The sequence below is a fragment of the Nocardia sp. NPDC058518 genome, assembly GCF_042719655.1.
Classification (GTDB): domain Bacteria; phylum Actinomycetota; class Actinomycetes; order Mycobacteriales; family Mycobacteriaceae; genus Nocardia.
Genome location: NZ_JBHXNJ010000023.1, coordinates 62,939 through 82,191 on the forward strand (window position 1 = coordinate 62,939; position 19,253 = coordinate 82,191).

The following is a 19,253-nucleotide window of genomic DNA, read 5'->3' on the forward strand; positions in this document are numbered from 1 at the left end:
GTACCTGACACAGCACACCGCACGGGTTCAAATCGGCGACAATGGCCCGCGTGCAGATCGAGGAGATCGCCGCGTGGGTGGCGCGCAGTGTGCCGAGCCTTGGTTCGACCAAGCTGATCGCTGTCGACGGACCTGGCGGCGCCGGCAAGTCCACTCTCGCCACACAGCTCGCCATGGCCTGCGACGCCACGCTCCTGCACACCGATGACTTCGCCTCGTGGGACAACCAATTCGACTGGTGGCCCAGGCTCGAACGGCAGGTCCTGCTTCCCCTCGCGATAGCGCAATCGGGCCGCTACCAGCGTTACGACTGGCAAACACGCACACTGGCAGAGTGGCACGACATCGAACCACCCGACGTGCTGATCCTCGAAGGGGTCTCCTCTGCTCGGGCAGCGGTGCGCAATCGGTTGTCACTGTCGGTCTGGGTCGAGACCTCCGCTGCGGTCCGGCTCGCGCGCGGGCTCGCACGCGACGGGCAGGACTCGCTCGCGTTGTGGCAGCGCTGGATGGAAGCCGAGGACACCCACTTCACGGCTGACCGAACGCGTGAGCACGCAGATCTGATAGTCAGCGGGCAGTGACGCCACAAGGCTGCGGCACCGCGATTCAGGGCCGTGGCAGGCCGAGGACGCGTTCGGCGATGATGGTGCGCTGGATCTCGGAGGTGCCGCCTGCGATCGTGCCTGCGAAGGTGCGGACGTAGCGTTCGAACCAGCCCGGTGCCGATTCCTCCAGGCTCAGTGGGCTGTAGCGCGCGGTGACGTCGGGATGGATCAGGCCGCGGGGGCCCGCTGCGGTCAACGCGGCGGACGCGCCCGCCTGCACCGCTTCGGAGCCGAGCAGTTTCAGCACCGACAGGCCCGCGACGTCGTCGTCGCCGCGGGCGGCACCGGCCAGTGCCCGGGAACCCAGCAGGCGAAGGGCCTGCGCGTCGAGGGCGAGGGTCGCGTAGCGGTCGGCGTCGAGCGGGGTCGCCGGATGGAAGTCGGCGAGCAGGCCGTCGAGCCGGCTGGCGAAACTCAGCCAGAGCAGCGTGCGTTCGTGGCCGAGTGAGCCGTTGGCGACCCGCCAGCCCTGGTTCACCTCGCCGACGATGTTCGCCGCGGGCACCCTGACATCGGTGAAGAACACCTCGTTGAAGTCCAGGTCGCCGGGGTCGGCCACCGACGCGAACGGTCTGCGCTCGACTCCGGGCAGGTCGGTGGGGATCAGGATCGCCGAGATGCCACGGTGTTTCGGCGCGTCCGGGTCGGTGCGCACGAAGGCCAGCAGGACGTCGGCGTCGTGGGCACCCGAGGTCCATACCTTCTGCCCGGTGACGACGAAGTGGTCGCCGTCGCGGACGGCCCGTGTGCTCAGCCCGGCCAGGTCCGAGCCCGCGCCGGGCTCGCTCATCCCCAGCGCCGCGGTGAGGTCGCCGCGCAGCACCGGAATCGCCCATTTCCGTTGCTGTTCGGCGGTGCCGAAGGTGATGAGGGAGGCGGCCACGATGCCGACGCCCTGCGGATTGAAGCTCTCGTGGATGCCGCGCCGGGCCAGCTCCTCGCGGTGCACGTACTGCTGCACGATTCCGGCGTCGCGCCCACCGAACTCCGGCGGATATCCCGGCACCAGCCAGCCCGCGTCGAACTGCGTCCGCTGCCACCGGCGCGCCCAGTCCGGCAGGTGCGCGCTGGAGCGCGGGCGCGGCGCCGCGCCCGCGTCGGTGGGCAGGTGCTCGTCGAGGAACGCGATCAGCTCGGCGCGGAAGTCCTCCACGTCCTGGTCAAAGCGCAGCTGCACGGTACTGCCTCGCAATCGTCGCCCGGTGCTCGTCGGTTCCGCCGAGCAGCATCTCCCCCGCTTTGGCTCGCTTCAGCGCGAACTGCAGGTCGTTCTCCCACGTGTAGCCCATCGCGCCGAACAGCTGCAGCCCGTGCCGGAAGACCAGTTCCTGGCACTCGCCCGCCGCGGCCTTGGCCATGACCGCCGCGAGCCCGGCGCGCTCGTCGGCCTCGGCGAGGGTCAGCGCGGCCCAGTAGGTGAGCGCGCGGGCCCGCTCGACGGCGACGTGCATGTCGGCGGCCTTGTGTGCCACCGCCTGGAAAGAGCCGAGGGGAGCACCGAATTGGCGGCGCTCCCGCACGTGCGCCACGACCAGGTCGAGCACGCGCTGGCACGCGCCGACCATGGTCGCGGCCATTCCGGTCAGCGCGCTCGCGCGGGCCAGCGCGACGTCACCGCCGGTGGCGCTGTCGGCCGGGACCCGCACGTGGTCGAAGGTGACGGTGGCCAGGTGCAGGACCGGATCGAAGATCGCCGAGCGGCGCGTGTGCACCTGCCCGGCCTCGACCACGAAGACCCCCGCGCCGGTGACGACGGCGAGCAGCTCGGCACGATCACCGTCGAGCACCTCGGCAGCGCCGTGCAGCACCCACTCGGCACCCTCGCGCCGGGGCGTGATGCCGGCGAACACCGCGGCACCGGCCACCTCGGCGGGCGCCTGCGGCACGAGCGGCGCGAACTGGCTGGTGGTGGCCAGATACGGCGTCGGATCGCAGGCCCGGCCCAATTCCTCGTGCACGATGGTCAATTCGACGGCGTTCTCCTGGTCGGTCATCGCCGTCCAGCCGTGCTCGACATAGCGCTTCCACAGCAGCCCCGGGTCCGCCCCCTGGTCGGCGACGGCCCGGACCAGCGTGGGCGGACAGTGTTTCGCGACGACCTCGCGCACGGTGTGCTGCCACAACCGCTGATCGTCGTCGAATTCGAGCAACATCCGACCGGCCTCCTCTGCTCCCACCCACGATGAGAATGTCATTCTTACTTTCAGGATAGTATGTACTCTTCCAATAAGAAGATGATTTCCAGACTCCGAGGAACCGCCGTGGCCTACGTCATCACCCAGAACTGCTGCAAGGACACCTCGTGCATCGCGGCCTGCCCGGTGGACTGCATCCGCCCGAGCGAGGGCGATGACGGTACCCAGATGCTGTTCATCGATCCCGAGACCTGTATCGACTGCGGTGCGTGCGCGGACGAGTGCCCGGTCGACGCGATCTACTCCGAATACGATCTGCCGCCGGACCAGGAGCGGTTCCGGGAGCTCAATGCCGCCTATTTCCAGCGACATCCGCTCGAGGCCGGCGACATCACGGCCCCAACGCAGCGCGCCGCCGTCGCGCACGGCACCCTGCGGGTCGCGATCGTCGGGGCCGGTCCCGCGGCCTGCTACGCGGCCACCGAGCTGCTCGGCATCGACGGCGTCGAGGTCGACATGTTCGACCGGTTACCCACGCCCTACGGTCTCGTGCGATTCGGGGTCGCGCCGGACCATCAGCGCACCAAATCGGTGGTCCGGGTGTTCGACAACGCCTTTCGCGCCGAGCGTTTCGGCTGCCATCTCGCCGTGGAGATCGGCGCCGAGCTGACCCACCGGGATCTGCTCGACCACCATCACGCGGTGATCTACGCCGTCGGCGCCCCGGACAGCCGCGAGCTCGGTATCCCCGGCGAGCAGCTGCCCGGACATCACGCCGCCGCCGATTTCGTCGGCTGGTACAACGGCCATCCCGACCACGCCACCCACCGATTCGACCTGACGACCCGGCGGGCGGTCCTGATCGGCAACGGCAATGTGGCACTCGATGTCGCCCGGATGCTGCTGGCCACACCGGCCGCGCTCGCCGCGACCGATATCGCCGACCACGCGCTGGCGGCCTTGTCGGAGCAGCACGTCGAGGAGGTGGTGATCCTGGGCAGGCGCGGGCCGCGCGAGGCGGCCTTCTCCGTCGGCGAGTTCAGCGCGCTCGGCCATCTCGACGGGGTCGATGTCGTCATCGAGGCCGGGGATCTGTCACCGCATCCCGACGACGACGTCGAGACCGCGGCGAAACTGGAACTGGCCCACGAATACGCCGACCGCCCGCCGAGGCCGGGCAACAAGCGCATCGTCTTCCGATTCCATGCCACACCAACAGAATTGGTCGGTACCGAACACGTCGAGGCACTGCGGGTGAGCGGCGATCCGGCGCCGATCGAGACCACCCTGGTCTTCCGCTCGATCGGCTATCGCGGCAGGCCTGTCGACGGCCTGCCCTACGACGCGCGCACCGGCACCGTCCCGCACCGCGAGGGCCGGGTGGTCGACACCCACGGCGCCCCGGTGACCGGGGTGTATGTGACCGGCTGGATCAAGCGGGGGCCGCGCGGTGTCATCGGCACCAACCGGAGCTGCGCCGCCGAGACCGTCGCGGGCCTGCTGGCCGATCACGCGAACGGCGACCTGGATCGGCCCGTCGCGGATCGTCAGGCCTTGCTCGAGCTGATGACCGACCGGGGACTGACACCGGTGGACTGGCCGGGCTGGCGCGCGATCGATGCCGCCGAGCGGGACCACGGGGCGGCACGGTCGCGCCCGCGGGTCAAACTCGTTTCGGTCGCCGAACTCCTCGATACCGCGCGCCGCCGACCGCAGCTGCTGGCCTAGTTACTCGCGGGCCCGCCACACGGTGACGACGAGCGAGGCGAGATCCAGTGCCGGGCTGAGCCCGACCTTGCCCGAGGCCGCGCGCTCCTGGAAGGCCTGGACGACCTTGTCCGGGTCGTCGTCGAGTTCGTAGACAGCCAGGTAGCTCTGCCCGGCGGAACCGGCGCCCGGCAGCTGCGCGGGCACCCGCCCATAGCGTTCACCGGCCACCACGCCCGGGACCGCGAGCACCTCATCGAGGTGCACGGTGTCGTACCACTCGTTGAATTCGGTGTCCTGACCTGCCACCGGATTCGAGAACACGAGCATCTTCGATCGGGCCATCGCCGTTCCCCTTCAGGGTCGAGAATTGAGATTTTGCAATGAGAGAACCAGCGTCTCACAAGGAGTTGATCATGACCAGTGGGACGTGGCGGCGTGTAAGGAGCGCCGACGCGCGGGAGGGTGCCGCGGCGTTCGTCGAGAAGCGGGCCCCGGTCCGGCGGAACCGCTGAGCTCGTCAGCCCGTCGGGAGCAGTCGCTGCCACTGCCCGGCGGGCGGCTCGGCGAGATCGCCCTGCCGGTACAGCTTGCCGTCGGAACCGAGGTAGTTGCCGGTCCGCGGGTCGTATTCGGCCAGTCCGGCCCCGATCCGCGACGGCACGGCGTTCGAGGGCCGATCGCCCGGCTGCGGCACCGGCCGGGTATCCGAGGGCACCCCCTGCTCCTCGAGGCCCGGATCACGGGGATAGGGACCGGTTTCCGGCTGGGTGGTGGCCAGCGGGACGTATTCCTCGTCGCTGTTGCACAGGGCCGCCGTGGCCGCCCGCTTGCCCGGATGCGCGGCACACGGGATGTTGCGGGCGCCACGGACCGCGATATCGGAGTCCTGGGGCAGCTTGCAGTACATACCGTCGGGGGTATCGATGGTCTCGGTGTCCTCCGGGGAACGCCAGAGGGCGGGCGGCAGGAAGCCGACGGTGCAGGTCACCGGATCGGACAGGTTGCCGAAACGGAAGTCGCCCAGGCCGAGGCCCGAGGCGTTGCGGGAGGGCTGCACCGCCTGGATCATCGAGATCGCCGGTGGCAGCAGGACCAGGATCTGCTCGAGGCCCGCGTTGTAGGTCACCGCCAGCTGCCCGATCGAGGTGAGGTTCGCCAGCAGTACGGGCAGCGTCAGCTCGACGGACCCGAACAGCGCGCCGACCTCGTTCGCGAAGCCGGGACCGGTCCGCAGCAGCGACCGGACCTGCGGATCGTCGGCGACGAGCTGTCCGGTGACACCGGCCAGACTGCGCGTCCACACCTGGACGGCATCGGTGGTGCGGGCCTGCGCGTCCAGCAGCGGCACGCTGTCGGTGATCAGCGTCGCGGTCGAATCCGACACGGACTCGAGGCTTTTCGTGATGGTCGCGGCCGAGGCGAGCAGCGAGTCCAGCTCGGGCCCTGCCCCGTTGACGCCCTGGAACAACCGGTCGAGCAGGTCGTGCAGCCGTTCGACGGGAATGGTCCCGACCAGGGCGCTGAGCCGGTCCAGCATCGGACCGACCTGCTGGGGCACGGTCGCGTCGGCGGCGGTGATCACCGACCCGTCCCGCAGGTACGGGCCGGTGTCGGTGCGCGGCCGCAGGTCGACGTACTGCTCCCCCACCGCCGAGACACTGCGCACCTGTGCCTCGAGATCGGCCGGGATCGGCCGCCCGGCATCCACGGTCATGGTCGCCCTGACCCCGGTCGCGGTCAGCTCGACAGCGGTCACCTTGCCGACCTGCACGCCGCGATAGGTGACATTGCCGAACCGGTACAGGCCACCGGATTCGGGCAGCTCGAGGTACACGGTGTGCGTACCGACCCCCAGCAGTGCGGGCAGGCGCACGTACACCGTCAGCATCACCGTCAGCCCGATCACCGACAGCACCGCGAAGATCACCAGCTGGGCGCGGACGAGTCTCGACAGCAGCATCAGCGCTCTCCCGGAACAGGTTCCACGCCGACGCCGAGTGGGTTGGTCGTCGGCCGGGCATAGCCCGGATCGCCGACGGCCGCCTGGACGACGGCGGTGGGGTCGCCCCACGGTGTGCCGAGCAGCAGTTCCCGGCGCAGGCGCGGCACGGTGAGGTCGACCGTGGCGTGCAGATTGAGATAGTCGCCGCGCACCGCGCGATCGATCACCGACTGCCCGTAGGGATACACCGTGGCGTAGGCCAGGGCGGCGTCGATGCGCGGGCCGACGTCGGCGAGTGCGCGCAGGGTCGGTTCGAGATTGCGCAGGTTGGTCACCAGATCCGACTTCACCTCGGTCACCACCGAATTCGCGGTGTCGCTGAAGACCCGCAGCCGGTCCAGCGCAGTGGTCAGGGCGGGTTGTTCGGCGAGCAGGACATCGAGGGCGGCGGGTAGTTCCCGCAGTGCGTCGGTGAGCACGTCACGCTGACCGGCGAAGGTGGCGGAGAGCCGTTCGAGGCCGTGGACGGCGGCGACGATGTCGTCGCGCTGGTTCGCCAGCGTGCTCATGACGGTGTCCAGGCGGGTGATCAGCGTGCCGATCTGCTGCTGACGGCCGTCGAAGGCGTCGCCGAGGCCGGAGACGATGTCATCGAGCTGACCGAGCCCGCCACCGTTGAGCACCACCGACAGCGAGGCCAGGGTCTGCTCGGTCGACGGATAGGTCGAGGCCTCGTTGAGCCCGATCGTGCTGCCCGGCACCAGCGCACCGGCCGGGGCGACACCGTTCGGGGTGTTGAGGGCGAGATGGCTGGACCCGAGCAGGCTGGTCTGGCCGATCGTGGCCACCACGTTGCCCGGCACGGTGGTCTCGGGCCGGATGTCGACGTCGACCACGGCGTGCCAGCCGGCCAGCCGGATCCGGCGCACGCTGCCGACCACCACGTCGTCGACCAGCACCGGCGAATTGGCCACCAGTGTCCCGGCATCGGCGATCTCGACCGACAGCCTCGTCGAGCCTGGACCACCCTCCGCGCCGGGCAGTGGCAGCGAATTCACGCCCTGCCAGCCACAACCGGTCAGCGTCAGCAGGACGGTCGCGGCGGCCAGTGCGCCGATCCGCTTGCGCCGGTGCGTGCTTCGCGTCCATGCGGTCATCGGGGTCCTCCCGGGAACAGGATCTCGGCCAGCGTCGGCAACGGCGACGCCGGTGTAGCCGGAGCTCCGACGGCCTGCGGCACGAGGTCGGGCTCGGTGTAGATGAGGTTGTCCGGCTGGGCGGCCGGGCTGAGCAGCGGTGTGATCGGGATCGGCAGGTTGTTCAGCTCGGCCGTGTTCAGCAGGGGCAGGACCGGTCCGAGATACTGGTGACATTTCTGGGCCGACTCCGCCGAGGTCGTGTTCTCGATGGCCGCGATCGCCGAGCACACCAGCTGCACCGGGTTGGAGAAGTTGTTGAGCCCGAAGACGCCCGCCTCCGTGCCGGTGTCCGGGTTGTAGATGTTGTAGAAGTTGGCCATGCTCGTCGGGAAGATGTGCAGCAGCTGTTCGAGATCGTCGCGATGGTCGACGAGGTTCTGCGTGACATTCACCAGTCCCTGCAGCTGCTGTCCGGCCCGGTCGCGGTTTGCCCGCACGAAGCGCTGCACCTCGGTGACCGCGTGCGCGAGTTCGGTGAGGGCGGAGTCCAGGACGGTCCGGCTGTCGTCGAGCACGCTGGTCAGCGACGCCAGCCGGTTCTGGAATTCGACGACCTGGACATTGCTGTCGCGCAGCGCGGTCACGAAACGCTGGAGATTCTGGATGATCCCGACGATGTCGCCGCTGCCGTCGGCGAGGATCCGCCCGATCCCGGACAGCTCGGTGAGCGCCTGACGCAGGGTGTCGCCGTTGCCCTCCATCGCGTTCGCGGCGCTGTCGACGAACTGCCCGAGCGAGCTGGACGAGAGCTCGTGGCCGGGGCCGAGATCGGTGGCCAGGCGGGTGAGCTGGGTTTTGATCTCGTCCCATTCGACCGGTACCGCGGTACGTTCCAGCGGGATCGTCGCGCCGTGGGCCAACTGCGGGCCGGTGTCGCGGTAAGCGGGGGTGAGCTGCACGTAGCGGGAGTCGACCAGGCTCTGCGCGATGATCACCGCGCGGGCGTCCGCGGGTACGGGGACCTCGCGGTCGACCTCGAGTACGAGTTCGGTGGTGGTGCCGCGCGGTTCGATCGACACGATCGAACCCACCTTCACCCCGGACACCCGGACGTCGTCGCCGGGGTAGATCGCGGTGGCGGAGGTGAACACCGCCCGAACGGTGTACGGCCCGAACAGCTCTCGCCAACCCACCAGACCGCCCGCGAGCAGCGCCACGACCACGACCAGCGCGGCGCCGACGCGCAGGAGCTGACGGCGGGTCATCGGGGAGCCACCGGCGTCGGCACCGGGATCTGGCTCGGCGGTTGCACACCGAAGGCCTGATCGATGAAGGGCTGGAGCAGATGGCCGTCGAGCAGGTTCACCACGAACGCGTTGTAGAACGGGCCGCCGGAGACCGCTTCGCCCTGTGTCAGTGAGACTTTCGCCAATCCGGGCAGCGCGGCGGCGATATTGTCGCGGTTGTGTTCGAGCATGGCCACGATCGAGTTGAGCCGATCCAGCGTCGGCGCGAGTTCGGCCTCGTTGTCGGCCACCACCCCCGACAGCTGGGTGGCCACGGCCGCGACGTTCGCCAGCAGATCCACGATCGCCTGCCGCCGCTGGGCGAGCACCTGCAGCAGCGAATTCGCGTCGAGCAGCATCGTGTTCAGCCTGCTGCCGCGTTCGCCGATGATGCCAGACACCTCGGCGGTGGCGGCGAGAAGACCGCGCAGCGACTGATCGCGGCTGTTGACCGACCGCGACACATCGGTGAGCCCGGTCAGCGCCGGGCCGAGGTGCGGCGCGATCTGGTCGAGGGTTTGCGCGAGCAGGGTCAGGGATTGATCCAGTGCCGCGGTATCGATCTCGCGCACATTGGTGGTCAGATCACCCACCGCGTCGGTCAGCGAATAGGGCGAGGAGGTCCGCTCCACCGGGATCACCCGGTTCGGCCGCAGGGTGCTGTCGCCGCGCGAAGTGAGTTCGAGTATCCGCTGGCCCAGCAGGGAGCCGGTCTTGATCCGGGCCTCGGTCTCGACGCCGAGCACGACGCCATCCTCGACGGCGAAGTCGACGCGGGCGTCGCCGTCGTCGAGCCGCACCCCGACGACCTGGCCGACGGTGACCCCGGACAGGACCACCTCGTCGCCCACCGCCAGCCCACCGGCCTCCTCGAAGACCGCGCCGTAGCGGACCGTGGTCGCCAACAGGATGAACTGCTGGGATTGCAAACCGATGGCGATCACACACACGGCCAGCACGAGGCCGATCAGGCCCGGCTGCGCCAGGTGCGCACCGCGATACTGCGCCATGCTCACGGGCTGCACCGTCCTGTCGTCTGTTCGATCCACGGCAGCACGAGCACTTCACCGTTGGCGTCGGTCACCCGGACGGTGATCGCGCAGATGTAGTACTGGATGAAGTTGCCGTAGGCGCCGGTGCGCACGAGTTTGCGGTAGTTCTCCGGCGCGCGTCGCAGGGCCGCGTCGAGGGTGGCTTTGTCGTCGTCGACCAGCGGCGCCAGCCGGGCCAGTTCGTTCACCGTGCCCGCCAAGGGTGTTCGCGCCTGCAGGAGCAGATCCGCGACCGAGGCGGTGCCGCGATCGAGTGCGTCGATCGCGGCGCCGATCGGCTCACGTTCGCGCGCCAGTTCGGTGGTGAGACTCTGTAGGCGGTCGAGGGTGCCCGCGAACTGGCCGCCTTCGTCGGCCAGCGTGGTCATCACCGTGTTCAGGTGGTCGATGAGCTGCTCTACCACGTCGTTGTTGCGCGCCAGGGTCGTGGTGAACGCCGCGGTCCCGGCGGTCAGTGAGTTCAAGGAGCCCTGCCTGCCCTGCACGATCTCGAGCAGCGACCAGGTCAGCGCGTTGACCTCCTGCGCGCTGAGACCTTGCACCACCGGCTTCAACCCGCCGAGCAGCAGGTCGAGATCCAATGCGCTCGCGGTGCGCTCGCGCGGGATCTGCGCACCGGGCCCGAGCCGCTCGTGCACGCCGGCGGCGTCGGTGAGCTCCAGGTAGCGGTCGCCGACGAGATTCAGGTAGCGCACCGAAGCGGTGGTGCCGGTGCTCAGGTGAAGGGTGGTGTCGGCGTCGAAGCCGACCCGCACGGTGTGGTCGGCGAGCAGTTCGATGCTGTGCACGCTGCCCACCTGCACGCCCGCGACCCGCACCGAATCGCCGGTGCGCAGCCGGGACACGTCGGCGAACAGCGCGGTGTAGGAGCCGGTGTCGCCGCCGCGGTACTGCCCGAACACCACCACCAGGAAACCGGACAGCACCACCATCACCGCCGCGAAGATCCCGAATTTCACCAGTGGCGCGTTGCGGCGGTTCATCGCGCACCGCCGAACAGCAACTGGGACAGGTTGTCCACGTTGAGGATCAGCGACTCGTTGCCGCGCGCGAACGGGTTGGCGCCGATATCGGCCACCACGAACGGTGGCTTCTCCTCGTAGCCGACCGGCAGCACCGAACACTGTGATCCACCGGTCGCGGCCACCTTGGGCAGGTTCTCCGGATACCGGTACGGGTCGATGCCCCACAAGAAGTTCGCCGAGAGACCGAGGCCGGGGACGTCCACGGGCTTGGAGTGGGCGAGCAGGCCGAAGCCGTCGAGCGAACAGAACAGCGACTCACGGTATTCGCTGGTGAGCGCGGTGGTGGGCACCAGCAGATCCAGGGTCCGCGCCAGCGCCGAGGCATTGGTGTCCAGGACCCGGTTGCCGGTGTCGGCGAACCCGATCAACGACACCAGCAGGGCGTCGAGATTGTGTTGCTCGTCGACCAGGGTGCGGCTGATCGTGGTCGCATTGCGCGCGGTATCCACCAGTGCGCCCGCGGAATTCGCGTAGGCGTCCAGTACCGGCGGTGCCAGGGCGAGGTCGGTCCGCAAAGCGGGCAGGGCCGGTTCGAGCGTTGCCAGGAACTGTTCGAGGTCGCTCAGCATCGCGCCCACTTCGGCGCCGCGACCGCGGGTGGCGGTGGCGATCGCGCCGAGGGTCGCGTTCAGTTTCGCCGGCTCGACGGCCGCGAGCACCGTGGTCAATTGTTCGAAGACGGTGTTGATCTCGACGGTCACGCGGTCGGCGGTGAGCACCTGACCGGCCCGCAGCGACCCCGCCACCGGCCGCTCGGGCGGACTCAGCTGCACGTACTTGGCGCCGAACACCGTGGTCGAGGCGATGGCGACCCGCACGTCCGCGGGGATCAGCGCCAGTGTGTCGGAGTCCACCGCCAGTTCCAGCGCCGCGGTGCCGTCGGGGCGCTCCCGGATGGTGGTGACCCGCCCGACGGTGACCCCGCGCATCTTCACATCCGCGTCCGGGTTCATCACCAGTCCCGCGCGTTGCGCGATCACCGTCACCTTCGCGGTGTCGGTGAGCCCGCCGCGGAACAGCACGATGCTGCCCGCCAGCACCGCGCAGCCGCAGCCGATCGCGATCAGCCCGGCGAAGACCCGGCCCAGGGTACGAAGCATCGGCCCTCCCCTAACCCGAGAGATCGAAGTTGCCGTTGGCGCCGTAGACCGCCAACGAGATCAGCAGCGTCACCGAGACGACCGCGATCAGCGAGGTGCGCACCGCGCTGCCCACCGCGAGACCGACACCGGCCGGACCACCGGCGGCATGGAAGCCGAAGTAGGTGTGGATCAGCAGCACGGTCAACGCCATCAGCAGCGCCTGCGCGAACGACCAGGCCAGGTCGACGGGGTTGAGGAAGGTCGTGAAGTAGTGGTCGTAGAGGCCGGGTGACTGGCCGAGCAGGACCACCGTGGTGAACCGGCTCGCCACGAACGAGGCCACCACCGCGAGCGCGTACAGCGGGGTGATGGCGATCATCCCGGCCACGATCCGCGTACCCACCAGATACGAAACCGGTTCGATCGCCATGGATTCCAGCGCGTCGATCTCCTCATTGATGCGCATCGCCCCCAGTTGCGCGGTGGTCCCGGCGCCGAAGGTCGCCGCCAGCCCGATCCCGGCCACCACCGGCGCGGAGATCCGGACATTGATGAAGGCCGCCAGGAATCCGGTGAGCGCCTCGATCCCGATATCGCCGAGGGAGCTGTAGCCCTGCACCGCCAGGGTGCCGCCGGTCGCCAGGGTCAGGAATCCGACGATCACGACCGTGCCACCGAAGACCGCGAGAGCGCCCGCGCCCATGCTGATCTCGGCGATGAGCCGGATGGTCTCGCGCCGGTGATGGATCGCCGAGAAGGGCGCGTAGGCCAGCGCCTTGAGGTAGAAGATGGCGTGGTCGCCGACCCGGGCCAGGCTCAGGAACGGTCGGCGCAGCCGCCGGATGGTCAGTGGATAGCGTGCGGTCAGTGTCATACGTCCCTCTCGCTCATCGCCCGGTCAGCTGGATTCCGACCGCGGTGACCACGACGTTGATGACGAACAGCGACATGAACGCGTAGACCACCGTCTCGTTCACGGCATTGCCCACCGCCTTGGCGCCACCGGTCACGATCAGCCCGCGATAGCAGGCCACCAGCCCGGCGACGAAGCCGAACAGCAGCGCCTTCACCGAGGAGATCAGCAGTTCACCGAGCCCGGTGAGCAGCGTGATGCCCGCGGCGAACGCGCCGGGGTTCACGTCCTGGACGAACACCGAGAACGTGTAGCCGCCGAGGATCCCGATCAGGCAGACCAGGCTGTTGAGCAGCAGCGCGACCAGCCCGGAGGCGAGCATGCGCGGGGTCACCAGGCGCTGGACCGGGTCGATGCCGAGCACCTGCATGGCATCGATCTCCTCGCGGATGGTGCGCGAGCCGAGGTCGGCGCACATGGCGGTCGCCCCGGAGCCCGCCACGATCAGCACCGTCACCATCGGTCCCACCTGGGTCACCGCGCCGAAGGCCGCGCCGGCACCGCTGAGATCGGCGGCGCCGAGTTCACGCAGCAGGATATTGAGGGTGAAGCTCACCAGGACGGTGAACGGGATCGCCACCAGCACGGTCGGCACCATCGACACGCGCACGATGAACCAGGCCTGTTCGAAGAACTCCCGCGTCTGGAACGGCCGCCGGAAGGCGAAACGCACCGCGTCGGCCGACATCGCGAACAAGCCGCCCACCGCCGTCAGCGGCCCGGCGGCCCGGGCGGCCAGCGTGCGTCCCCAGCGGGAGCCGCCCGAACTCATCGGGCACCCGGTGTGTCCGGCGCGGGCCGGTGCCGATCATCGGTGGCGAACGGACTTCTGGCACATCGCACTGGATAGTCGAGGCGCTGGTCCTCGACCGGCCACAGGGAGATCGCCAGATGCTGTAGCGCGACCACGGTCTGTGTCAGCACGACCTGGACCCACCGAGTGCGCGCGATGCGCCGGGCGACCGCGCCGGTACACATGTCAGTCGCTCGCGGGCAACGGTGCGGCACCCTTGAGGGTCAGCCGGACCGTGCCGATACTGAGCGCCCCGGCGCCCGGCTTGGTCACCAGGATCTCGGCGCCCGCGCCGTCGACGTAGCGCTTGCCGAGCACGTTCCCGTCGGCGAAGTCGACGTGCGGGGTGGCCCCGGCGGTGACCGCGGTCCCCAGCGGCACCATCGGCACGCCACCGGCCCGCAGGTCGTCGAGACTGTCCGCCGGACGGACCACGATGACCTCGGTGTCACAGACCTGACTGCGTAGCCGCGTCCCGCTGGTGACCATCTTTCGACCTCCCTACCCACGCCGACCTGCGATATCGGCGTTCTTCACTAGAGAGAATAACATATTCACTTTCTGCTCATCCGGATTCTGATATTGTCGTTCGCACTGCTGGAGCAGGTGTGAGGTGTTGACCCGATCGACCGAAAGCGGACGCGACACAATGGAACTCGACGAGCACGACACCGACACCCTGCGACTGGAAGCCTTGGAAGCCGAGCAGGAGGCGATCGCCGCCGAAGCGATCGCCGAGGCCGCCCGCGCCAGGGCCCGCGCCGCCCGGCTACGCCGCCGAGCCGCCGTCACCGACCGAGCCACGGTCGCCACGCCGCCCGACGATCCGCCGCCCGAGCCGGCGCCGGACGACCCACCCGCCCCGACAGCCCCGGCTCACGGACGGCGGCGCCGAATACTCACGGCGGCAGCCACTCTCGTGTTGATCACCGCCGTCGCCGCGAGCGGATATCTCGTCTGGCACCACCAGCGGACCGCAGGCGAAGCCGACCGGACCGCGGAATTCGCCGCGGCGGCAGAGCAGGGCGTCGTCGCGCTGACCTCACTCGATTTCAGCCACGCCGATCAGGATGTCCGCCGGGTCCTCGACCTCTCGACCGGCGCCTTCCGCAGCGACTTCGAAGGCAGGGCAACGGATTTCACCACCGTGATCCAGCAGTCCAAGGTCGCCACCGCGGGCCGGGTGACCGCCGCGGCCGTGGAATCCATGACCGAGAACTCCGCGGTGGTGCTCGTCGCGGCCACCTCACAGGTCACCAATTCCGCGGGCGCCCAGCAGGAACCGCGCACCTGGCGCCTGAGTGTCACGGTGACCCGCGACGGCGACCAGCTCAAGATGTCGAAGGTCGAGTTCGTCCCATGAGCACCGAATCCCCCGCACCCCAGCAGAACTCCCGCCGCAGCCGGTTCATCGCCGGAATGCGCGGTGCCGTCGGCCTGCTCCGCGCCGAAGCACGGATCGTGGCGCTGCTCGCGCTGACCACCGCCGCGGCGATCGTGGCCGTGTCCCTGTGGTCGGTGCAGTATCACCCGGACAGTGTCGTGGACACCGCCGCCAGGCAGACCGCGGTCGAGGCGGCCACGACCGGAACCGTCGCACTGCTCTCCTACGAACCGGACACCGTCGACCAGGACTTCGCCTCCGCCAGAACTCATCTCACCGGCGACTTCCTGGCCTACTACAGCCAGTTCACCCAGCAGATCGTCGCGCCGGCGGCCAAGGAGAAGTCGGTCTCCACGGCCGCGGCCGTCGTGCGGGCCGCGGCCGCCGAGATCGGCCCCGACCGGGCGGTGGTGCTGGTGTTCGTCAACCAGACCACCACCAGTACCGACAAGCCCGATCCGGCGATCACCGCGAGCAGCGTCCAAGTCACCTTGACCAAGGTCGACAAGGCCTGGCGCATCTCCTCGTTCGAACCCGTCTGACGCGGGCGGCGCACTACCGAAAGGCTCTGCCGTGGAACCGGATACCTTGTACCGCACCGCGATACGACCGACCCCACGCCGCTACACGGTCGTCGTGTGGTCCGCAGGCCGGCTCGCCCGCCACCTCGCGGCCGCGGTCGGCGAGCACCCGGGTCTCGACCTGCTCGCGGTCCGCACCGACCCGCACCCGGGCGCGGGCCCGGCCGCTCACAGCGAGGACACCACGGCCCTGCGCACCGCCCAGGACGTGCTGACACTCGCCCCGGACTGTGTGCTCTACATGCCGCGCGTGTTCGACGCCGACACGGTGTGCCGGATGCTGATGGCCGGGATCAACGTGATCACCACCCGCAGCGACCTACACCATCCCGACAGCATGGAGCGCACGCTGTGCGCCCGCCTGGAGTCCGCCTGCTGGGCGGGCCGCGCTTCGCTGCACAGCACCGGTGTCGGCCCGGGCTTCGTGACCGAGCTGATGCCGATCACGATCGGCGCGGGCCTGCGCCGCATCGACACCGTGACGATCGAGGAATACACCGATCTCACCCACAGCGACCCGGCCGCACCCGTACCCGACATCGCCGACTTCGGCACTCGCTGCCCGAGCCACCTCGACCCGCGGGCGCTGATCCGTTTCCAGCAGAGCTTCGGCCCGTCGCTGCGCCTGGTCGCCGACGGTCTCGGGCTCGGGATCGACACCATCGAGGTCAGTGGCGACTACGCTGTCGCCGCGCGTCCGACGGAAACCAACTGTGGACCGATATCCGCCGGAACCGTCGGCGCGTACCGGTTGTCGCTGGTTGGCAGTCACGCCGCGGTCCCGCGCGTCGTCTATCGGGCGACCTGGTACCGCGTGCCGGACCTCGACCCCGCGTGGCCGCTCGAACACAACGGCTGGCGCGCCACTCTCGCGGGCGAGGGCGGGCCCGTCGACATCATTGTGCGCACGCCCGCCCTCGACCGGTCGCCCACCGGGCTCTCCCCCGCCCAGCACGCGGCCCGCACCATCCCGGCCCTGTGCACGGCGCCGCCGGGCATCCGGACCAGCCTCGACCTGCCGCCGTCGGCGGTGACCACCGGCTGATTCCCGGGTGGTCACTGCGCGACGCGTGTCGAGTCCGCCCGGGCGATGATCCGGCGGGCGTGACTCAGGATGGGCGCGTCGACCATCCGGCCGTCGACCGCGAAGACTCCCCGCGAATGCTCCGCCGCGGCCAGCACGCGCCGCGCCCATTCCAGCTCGCCGGCCTCGGGACGGAACGCGTCGGCGATGACCGGGACCTGCGTGGGATGCAGGGCGACCTTGATGTCGTAGCCGGAGGCGACAGCGTCCTCGGCTTCGGCGGCGAGTCCGTCGAGATCGGGGATGTCGAGGTAGACACCGTCGACGGCGAGCTTGCCCTGTGCTTTGGCGGCGAGCAGCGTTGTCGCGCGCAGCTGGCGGGCGACATCGCGGTAGGTGCCGTCGGCCCGCCGCGACGAGCTGCCGCCAAGGGCGGCGACCAGGTCCTCGGCACCCCACATCACCGCGACCACGCGCGGGGTTCCGGCGATCTCGTCGACCCGCCGCAGACCGGCCGGTGTCTCGACCAGCGCGACGATGTCGTAGCCGTCCAGCACCGCGGGCAGGTCACCGGTCTCGGCTTTCGGGAGCATGAGCACGCGGTAGGGCGTCTGCTCGAGCAGGCGCAGATCGAGGTCGACCTGCGGTGAATCGAGGGGGTTGATCCGGATCACCGTGCGCGCCGGATCGAGGCGGCTGTCCCGGATCGATTCGCGTGCAGCGGCTTTCGCGTCCGCGCCGACGCCGTCCTCCAGATCCAGGATCACGACGTCGGCACAGGCCGCCGCCTTGGCGAACCGTTCCGGGCGATCCGCCGGACAGAACAGCCACACGGGGCCTGCGGGTTCCCATCGATCGATTTCAGTAGCTCGTTCCATACACAGACGATAACGACATTCTCGCAGCTATAGCAATATGTTTCAGCGAGAATCGCCGACACCCACAAGGGAATCGTGGATATAGTGGAAATGTCATTCTCACGCGATCCAGAGATACGGAACGATCATGCACACTCGAATCGATCCCCGCGATGTCGCCGGGCGCCCGGGCCCGCCCCGCAGTCGCCGCCCCCGGCCTGCACCCGCCCCCACAGAGCCGGCCGAGCCCCGCGCGCGAGTGCTGGTGCGCCAAGCCCTCGACTTCTTCGAACGGTGCCCGGCGTGCGACTACCCCGCGGAGGCCACCGAGACCGTCGTCGTTCTCAGGGACGGACGTGTCGCCGCGACCCTGCTGCCGACGTGCGGGCTACCGTGCGGCTGGCACGGAACGCCACGCCCGCGCAACACCTCCGGCGAGCACGGCGGGACCGACGCTCCGGCCGGTCAGCGTCCACTCACCGCAGGGGTGGCGACACCGACTCGCAGCGTCACTCGATCCTGATAGAACGCCGCATGGCCCTGCAGCCGCGCCACCTGCGGGGCCGGATCCTCATAGCTCCACACCAGCGGTTCACCGCCGTCACCCTCGAAGCGCCAGTAGGTCGCCACGCCCTTGAACGGACAGGTACTGGTGAACCCCTCCGCGCGGGACAGCGGCACGAGAATGTCGGCGCGCGGAACATAGAAGACGAGGCCGTGGTCCTGCTCGTCGACCAGTAGGGTCCGAGTCGATTCCGCGAGCAGCGCGTCGTCGAGCCACACGGTGACGAGATTGCGGCGGGCGTGGATGTCGACCCGGTAGTCGGGGCGCTCCAGGAATCCTCGGTGTGCGGTCATCGGCGTTCTCCTTCTCAGAGCCGGGCCGCCGCGGGCACGGCGGCGTCGTCGACACGCAGGTCACGAATCATCGCCTCCTGGGTGAAGGAGGCGAGCAGCCGGCCGTCCTCGGTGTGCACCAGGCCGCGCACGCACGACATGCCCGCACCGACCTGAATGCTCTCGTGGGAATACAGTAACCAGCCGCTCCAGCCGACCGGTTCATGGAAGCGCACCGCGACCGTCAGCACCGCTGTCGACAGGCTGTGGTGCGCCTGTGTGGTGCCGACCCCGGGATGCGCGCGCAAGGTGGTGGAGACCGACAGGTGCCCGGTGAAGTGGGCCAGCAGCGCCTTGGCCAGGTCGTCGCGCCCGGGCACCGGGTCGTAGCGCAGCCAGGCGTGCAGTTCCGGTGGTCCGACCTCGTCGGGATCGTTGACATCGGCGACCCCGACGATGCGCAGCTCGCGGCCGGTCATCGGCATGTCCGCGAGCAGCCCGGCCGCCGGCGGCGCCACCGAAGGGCGCGGAACGTGATGGCGCACAACATCGGCCGCGGGCACATCGGCCAGAACCGAGACGGTCGCGCACCGACGGCCCGCCTGCTCGACCGAGACCACCGCGGCCGCCGTACTCCGGCCACGATGGGTCACATCGACCACGAACCGCACCGGGACCGTGGGGTCGACGGCACGGGTGAACACCGCGTGCGCGGATCGAAGCACCTTCTCCGGCACCGTCTTCGCGGTCGCGACCAGCGATTGGGCCAGCAGCTGGGTGCCGTCCACCACCTGCCGCGAACCGCCGTCGCTCACGCCGGTGAAACAGTCCGGGCCGTCGGGTTCGACATCGAAGATGCGCAGCATCCGCGCCACCGACGAAGTC

At 69.5% G+C, this 19,253-nt stretch carries 20 protein-coding genes; 5 read left to right on the plus strand and 15 right to left on the minus strand.

All coding sequences use genetic code 11. The features are described from left to right. The first annotated feature begins 50 nt into the window (after window positions 1-50). Window positions 51-584, plus strand: coding sequence for a uridine kinase (locus ACFWPX_RS30485; RefSeq protein ID WP_378931275.1), 534 nt, complete (start codon window positions 51-53; stop codon window positions 582-584). A 25-nt stretch (window positions 585-609) separates the two neighbouring features. Here ACFWPX_RS30485 and ACFWPX_RS30490 read toward each other — a convergent pair whose 3' ends face one another. Beyond that, the gene (locus ACFWPX_RS30490) at window positions 610-1,785 is read right to left on the minus strand and encodes an acyl-CoA dehydrogenase family protein (RefSeq protein WP_378931277.1); all 1,176 of its coding nucleotides are present in this window, start codon (window positions 1,783-1,785) and stop codon (window positions 610-612) included. Further along, window positions 1,769-2,761, minus strand: coding sequence for an acyl-CoA dehydrogenase family protein (locus ACFWPX_RS30495; RefSeq protein ID WP_378931279.1), 993 nt, complete (start codon window positions 2,759-2,761; stop codon window positions 1,769-1,771). Before ACFWPX_RS30495 ends, ACFWPX_RS30490 begins: the two co-directional genes overlap by 17 nt. 108 nt (window positions 2,762-2,869) lie before the next feature. Here ACFWPX_RS30495 and ACFWPX_RS30500 point away from each other — a divergent pair, with 108 nt between their 5' ends. Further along, window positions 2,870-4,471 carry an FAD-dependent oxidoreductase gene (locus ACFWPX_RS30500; protein ID WP_378931360.1) on the plus strand — a complete coding sequence of 534 codons (1,602 nt, stop codon included), beginning with the start codon at window positions 2,870-2,872 and terminating at the stop codon, window positions 4,469-4,471. Here the strand turns inward: ACFWPX_RS30500 and ACFWPX_RS30505 are convergent, their stop codons facing one another. The 10 genes from ACFWPX_RS30505 to ACFWPX_RS30550 all read right to left on the minus strand — a co-directional run bounded on the left by ACFWPX_RS30505 (window position 4,472) and on the right by ACFWPX_RS30550 (window position 14,174). Further along, window positions 4,472-4,795 (minus strand): hypothetical protein, encoded by a 324-nt coding sequence (locus ACFWPX_RS30505; protein ID WP_378931281.1) that lies wholly within the window; start codon window positions 4,793-4,795, stop codon window positions 4,472-4,474. It lies immediately after the preceding gene. A 175-nt stretch (window positions 4,796-4,970) separates the two neighbouring features. Then, entirely contained in the window at window positions 4,971-6,413 is a 1,443-nt protein-coding gene (locus ACFWPX_RS30510) for an MCE family protein (RefSeq protein ID WP_378931283.1), read from the minus strand. Then, the gene (locus tag ACFWPX_RS30515) at window positions 6,413-7,552 is read right to left on the minus strand and encodes an MCE family protein (protein WP_378931285.1); all 1,140 of its coding nucleotides are present in this window, start codon (window positions 7,550-7,552) and stop codon (window positions 6,413-6,415) included. Before ACFWPX_RS30515 ends, ACFWPX_RS30510 begins: the two co-directional genes overlap by 1 nt. Then, window positions 7,549-8,799: an MCE family protein gene (locus ACFWPX_RS30520; protein ID WP_378931287.1), complete on the minus strand. Its 1,251-nt coding sequence runs from the start codon at window positions 8,797-8,799 to the stop codon at window positions 7,549-7,551. Before ACFWPX_RS30520 ends, ACFWPX_RS30515 begins: the two co-directional genes overlap by 4 nt. Then, window positions 8,796-9,830 (minus strand): MCE family protein, encoded by a 1,035-nt coding sequence (locus tag ACFWPX_RS30525; protein ID WP_378931362.1) that lies wholly within the window; start codon window positions 9,828-9,830, stop codon window positions 8,796-8,798. Before ACFWPX_RS30525 ends, ACFWPX_RS30520 begins: the two co-directional genes overlap by 4 nt. Before the next feature lie 2 nt (window positions 9,831-9,832). Further along, the gene (locus ACFWPX_RS30530) at window positions 9,833-10,855 is read right to left on the minus strand and encodes an MCE family protein (protein WP_378931289.1); all 1,023 of its coding nucleotides are present in this window, start codon (window positions 10,853-10,855) and stop codon (window positions 9,833-9,835) included. Beyond that, window positions 10,852-11,997: an MCE family protein gene (locus ACFWPX_RS30535; RefSeq protein ID WP_378931291.1), complete on the minus strand. Its 1,146-nt coding sequence runs from the start codon at window positions 11,995-11,997 to the stop codon at window positions 10,852-10,854. Before ACFWPX_RS30535 ends, ACFWPX_RS30530 begins: the two co-directional genes overlap by 4 nt. A 10-nt stretch (window positions 11,998-12,007) precedes the next feature. Further along, on the minus strand, window positions 12,008-12,853 hold the full coding sequence (locus ACFWPX_RS30540) for an ABC transporter permease (protein WP_378931293.1): 846 nt from the start codon (window positions 12,851-12,853) through the stop codon (window positions 12,008-12,010). 13 nt (window positions 12,854-12,866) lie between these two features. Continuing rightward, window positions 12,867-13,664 (minus strand): MlaE family ABC transporter permease, encoded by a 798-nt coding sequence (locus ACFWPX_RS30545; RefSeq protein ID WP_378931295.1) that lies wholly within the window; start codon window positions 13,662-13,664, stop codon window positions 12,867-12,869. Window positions 13,665-13,871: 207 nt separating this feature from the next. Then, entirely contained in the window at window positions 13,872-14,174 is a 303-nt protein-coding gene (locus ACFWPX_RS30550; RefSeq protein ID WP_378931297.1) for a hypothetical protein, read from the minus strand. Between the two features lie 160 nt (window positions 14,175-14,334). Between ACFWPX_RS30550 and ACFWPX_RS30555 the strand changes: the two genes are divergently transcribed. From ACFWPX_RS30555 to ACFWPX_RS30565, 3 genes are read left to right on the plus strand one after another with little or no spacing between them, the layout of a single operon-like run. Then, window positions 14,335-15,048 carry a hypothetical protein gene (locus ACFWPX_RS30555; protein ID WP_378931364.1) on the plus strand — a complete coding sequence of 238 codons (714 nt, stop codon included), beginning with the start codon at window positions 14,335-14,337 and terminating at the stop codon, window positions 15,046-15,048. Next, on the plus strand, window positions 15,045-15,611 hold the full coding sequence (locus tag ACFWPX_RS30560; protein WP_378931300.1) for a twin-arginine translocation pathway signal: 567 nt from the start codon (window positions 15,045-15,047) through the stop codon (window positions 15,609-15,611). Before ACFWPX_RS30555 ends, ACFWPX_RS30560 begins: the two co-directional genes overlap by 4 nt. Window positions 15,612-15,642: 31 nt before the next feature. Continuing rightward, on the plus strand, window positions 15,643-16,695 hold the full coding sequence (locus ACFWPX_RS30565; RefSeq protein WP_378931302.1) for a dihydrodipicolinate reductase: 1,053 nt from the start codon (window positions 15,643-15,645) through the stop codon (window positions 16,693-16,695). A gap of 11 nt (window positions 16,696-16,706) precedes the next feature. Here the strand turns inward: ACFWPX_RS30565 and ACFWPX_RS30570 are convergent, their stop codons facing one another. The 3 genes from ACFWPX_RS30570 to ACFWPX_RS30580 all read right to left on the minus strand — a co-directional run bounded on the left by ACFWPX_RS30570 (window position 16,707) and on the right by ACFWPX_RS30580 (window position 19,234). Then, window positions 16,707-17,552, minus strand: a complete 846-nt coding sequence (locus tag ACFWPX_RS30570; protein WP_378931304.1) for an HpcH/HpaI aldolase/citrate lyase family protein — start codon at window positions 17,550-17,552, stop codon at window positions 16,707-16,709. A 444-nt stretch (window positions 17,553-17,996) separates the two neighbouring features. Then, window positions 17,997-18,389 (minus strand): DUF427 domain-containing protein, encoded by a 393-nt coding sequence (locus ACFWPX_RS30575; protein ID WP_378931306.1) that lies wholly within the window; start codon window positions 18,387-18,389, stop codon window positions 17,997-17,999. 14 nt (window positions 18,390-18,403) lie between these two features. Then, window positions 18,404-19,234 (minus strand): acyl-CoA thioesterase, encoded by an 831-nt coding sequence (locus ACFWPX_RS30580; protein ID WP_378931366.1) that lies wholly within the window; start codon window positions 19,232-19,234, stop codon window positions 18,404-18,406. Between the last annotated feature and the right edge of the window lie 19 nt (window positions 19,235-19,253).

Coding starts and splice junctions, on each gene's coding strand:
- ACFWPX_RS30495 (WP_378931279.1), bottom strand. CDS start 2,761: ATGTTGCTCGAATTCGACGACGATCAGCGGTTGTGGCAGCACACCGTG.
- ACFWPX_RS30505 (WP_378931281.1), bottom strand. CDS start 4,795: ATGGCCCGATCGAAGATGCTCGTGTTCTCGAATCCGGTGGCAGGTCAG.
- ACFWPX_RS30510 (WP_378931283.1), bottom strand. CDS start 6,413: ATGCTGCTGTCGAGACTCGTCCGCGCCCAGCTGGTGATCTTCGCGGTG.
- ACFWPX_RS30515 (WP_378931285.1), bottom strand. CDS start 7,552: ATGACCGCATGGACGCGAAGCACGCACCGGCGCAAGCGGATCGGCGCA.
- ACFWPX_RS30520 (WP_378931287.1), bottom strand. CDS start 8,799: ATGACCCGCCGTCAGCTCCTGCGCGTCGGCGCCGCGCTGGTCGTGGTC.
- ACFWPX_RS30525 (WP_378931362.1), bottom strand. CDS start 9,830: ATGGCGCAGTATCGCGGTGCGCACCTGGCGCAGCCGGGCCTGATCGGC.
- ACFWPX_RS30530 (WP_378931289.1), bottom strand. CDS start 10,855: ATGAACCGCCGCAACGCGCCACTGGTGAAATTCGGGATCTTCGCGGCG.
- ACFWPX_RS30535 (WP_378931291.1), bottom strand. CDS start 11,997: ATGCTTCGTACCCTGGGCCGGGTCTTCGCCGGGCTGATCGCGATCGGC.
- ACFWPX_RS30540 (WP_378931293.1), bottom strand. CDS start 12,853: ATGACACTGACCGCACGCTATCCACTGACCATCCGGCGGCTGCGCCGA.
- ACFWPX_RS30545 (WP_378931295.1), bottom strand. CDS start 13,664: ATGAGTTCGGGCGGCTCCCGCTGGGGACGCACGCTGGCCGCCCGGGCC.
- ACFWPX_RS30550 (WP_378931297.1), bottom strand. CDS start 14,174: ATGGTCACCAGCGGGACGCGGCTACGCAGTCAGGTCTGTGACACCGAG.
- ACFWPX_RS30555 (WP_378931364.1), top strand. CDS start 14,335: ATGGAACTCGACGAGCACGACACCGACACCCTGCGACTGGAAGCCTTG.
- ACFWPX_RS30560 (WP_378931300.1), top strand. CDS start 15,045: ATGAGCACCGAATCCCCCGCACCCCAGCAGAACTCCCGCCGCAGCCGG.
- ACFWPX_RS30570 (WP_378931304.1), bottom strand. CDS start 17,552: ATGGAACGAGCTACTGAAATCGATCGATGGGAACCCGCAGGCCCCGTG.
- ACFWPX_RS30575 (WP_378931306.1), bottom strand. CDS start 18,389: ATGACCGCACACCGAGGATTCCTGGAGCGCCCCGACTACCGGGTCGAC.
- ACFWPX_RS30580 (WP_378931366.1), bottom strand. CDS start 19,234: ATGCTGCGCATCTTCGATGTCGAACCCGACGGCCCGGACTGTTTCACC.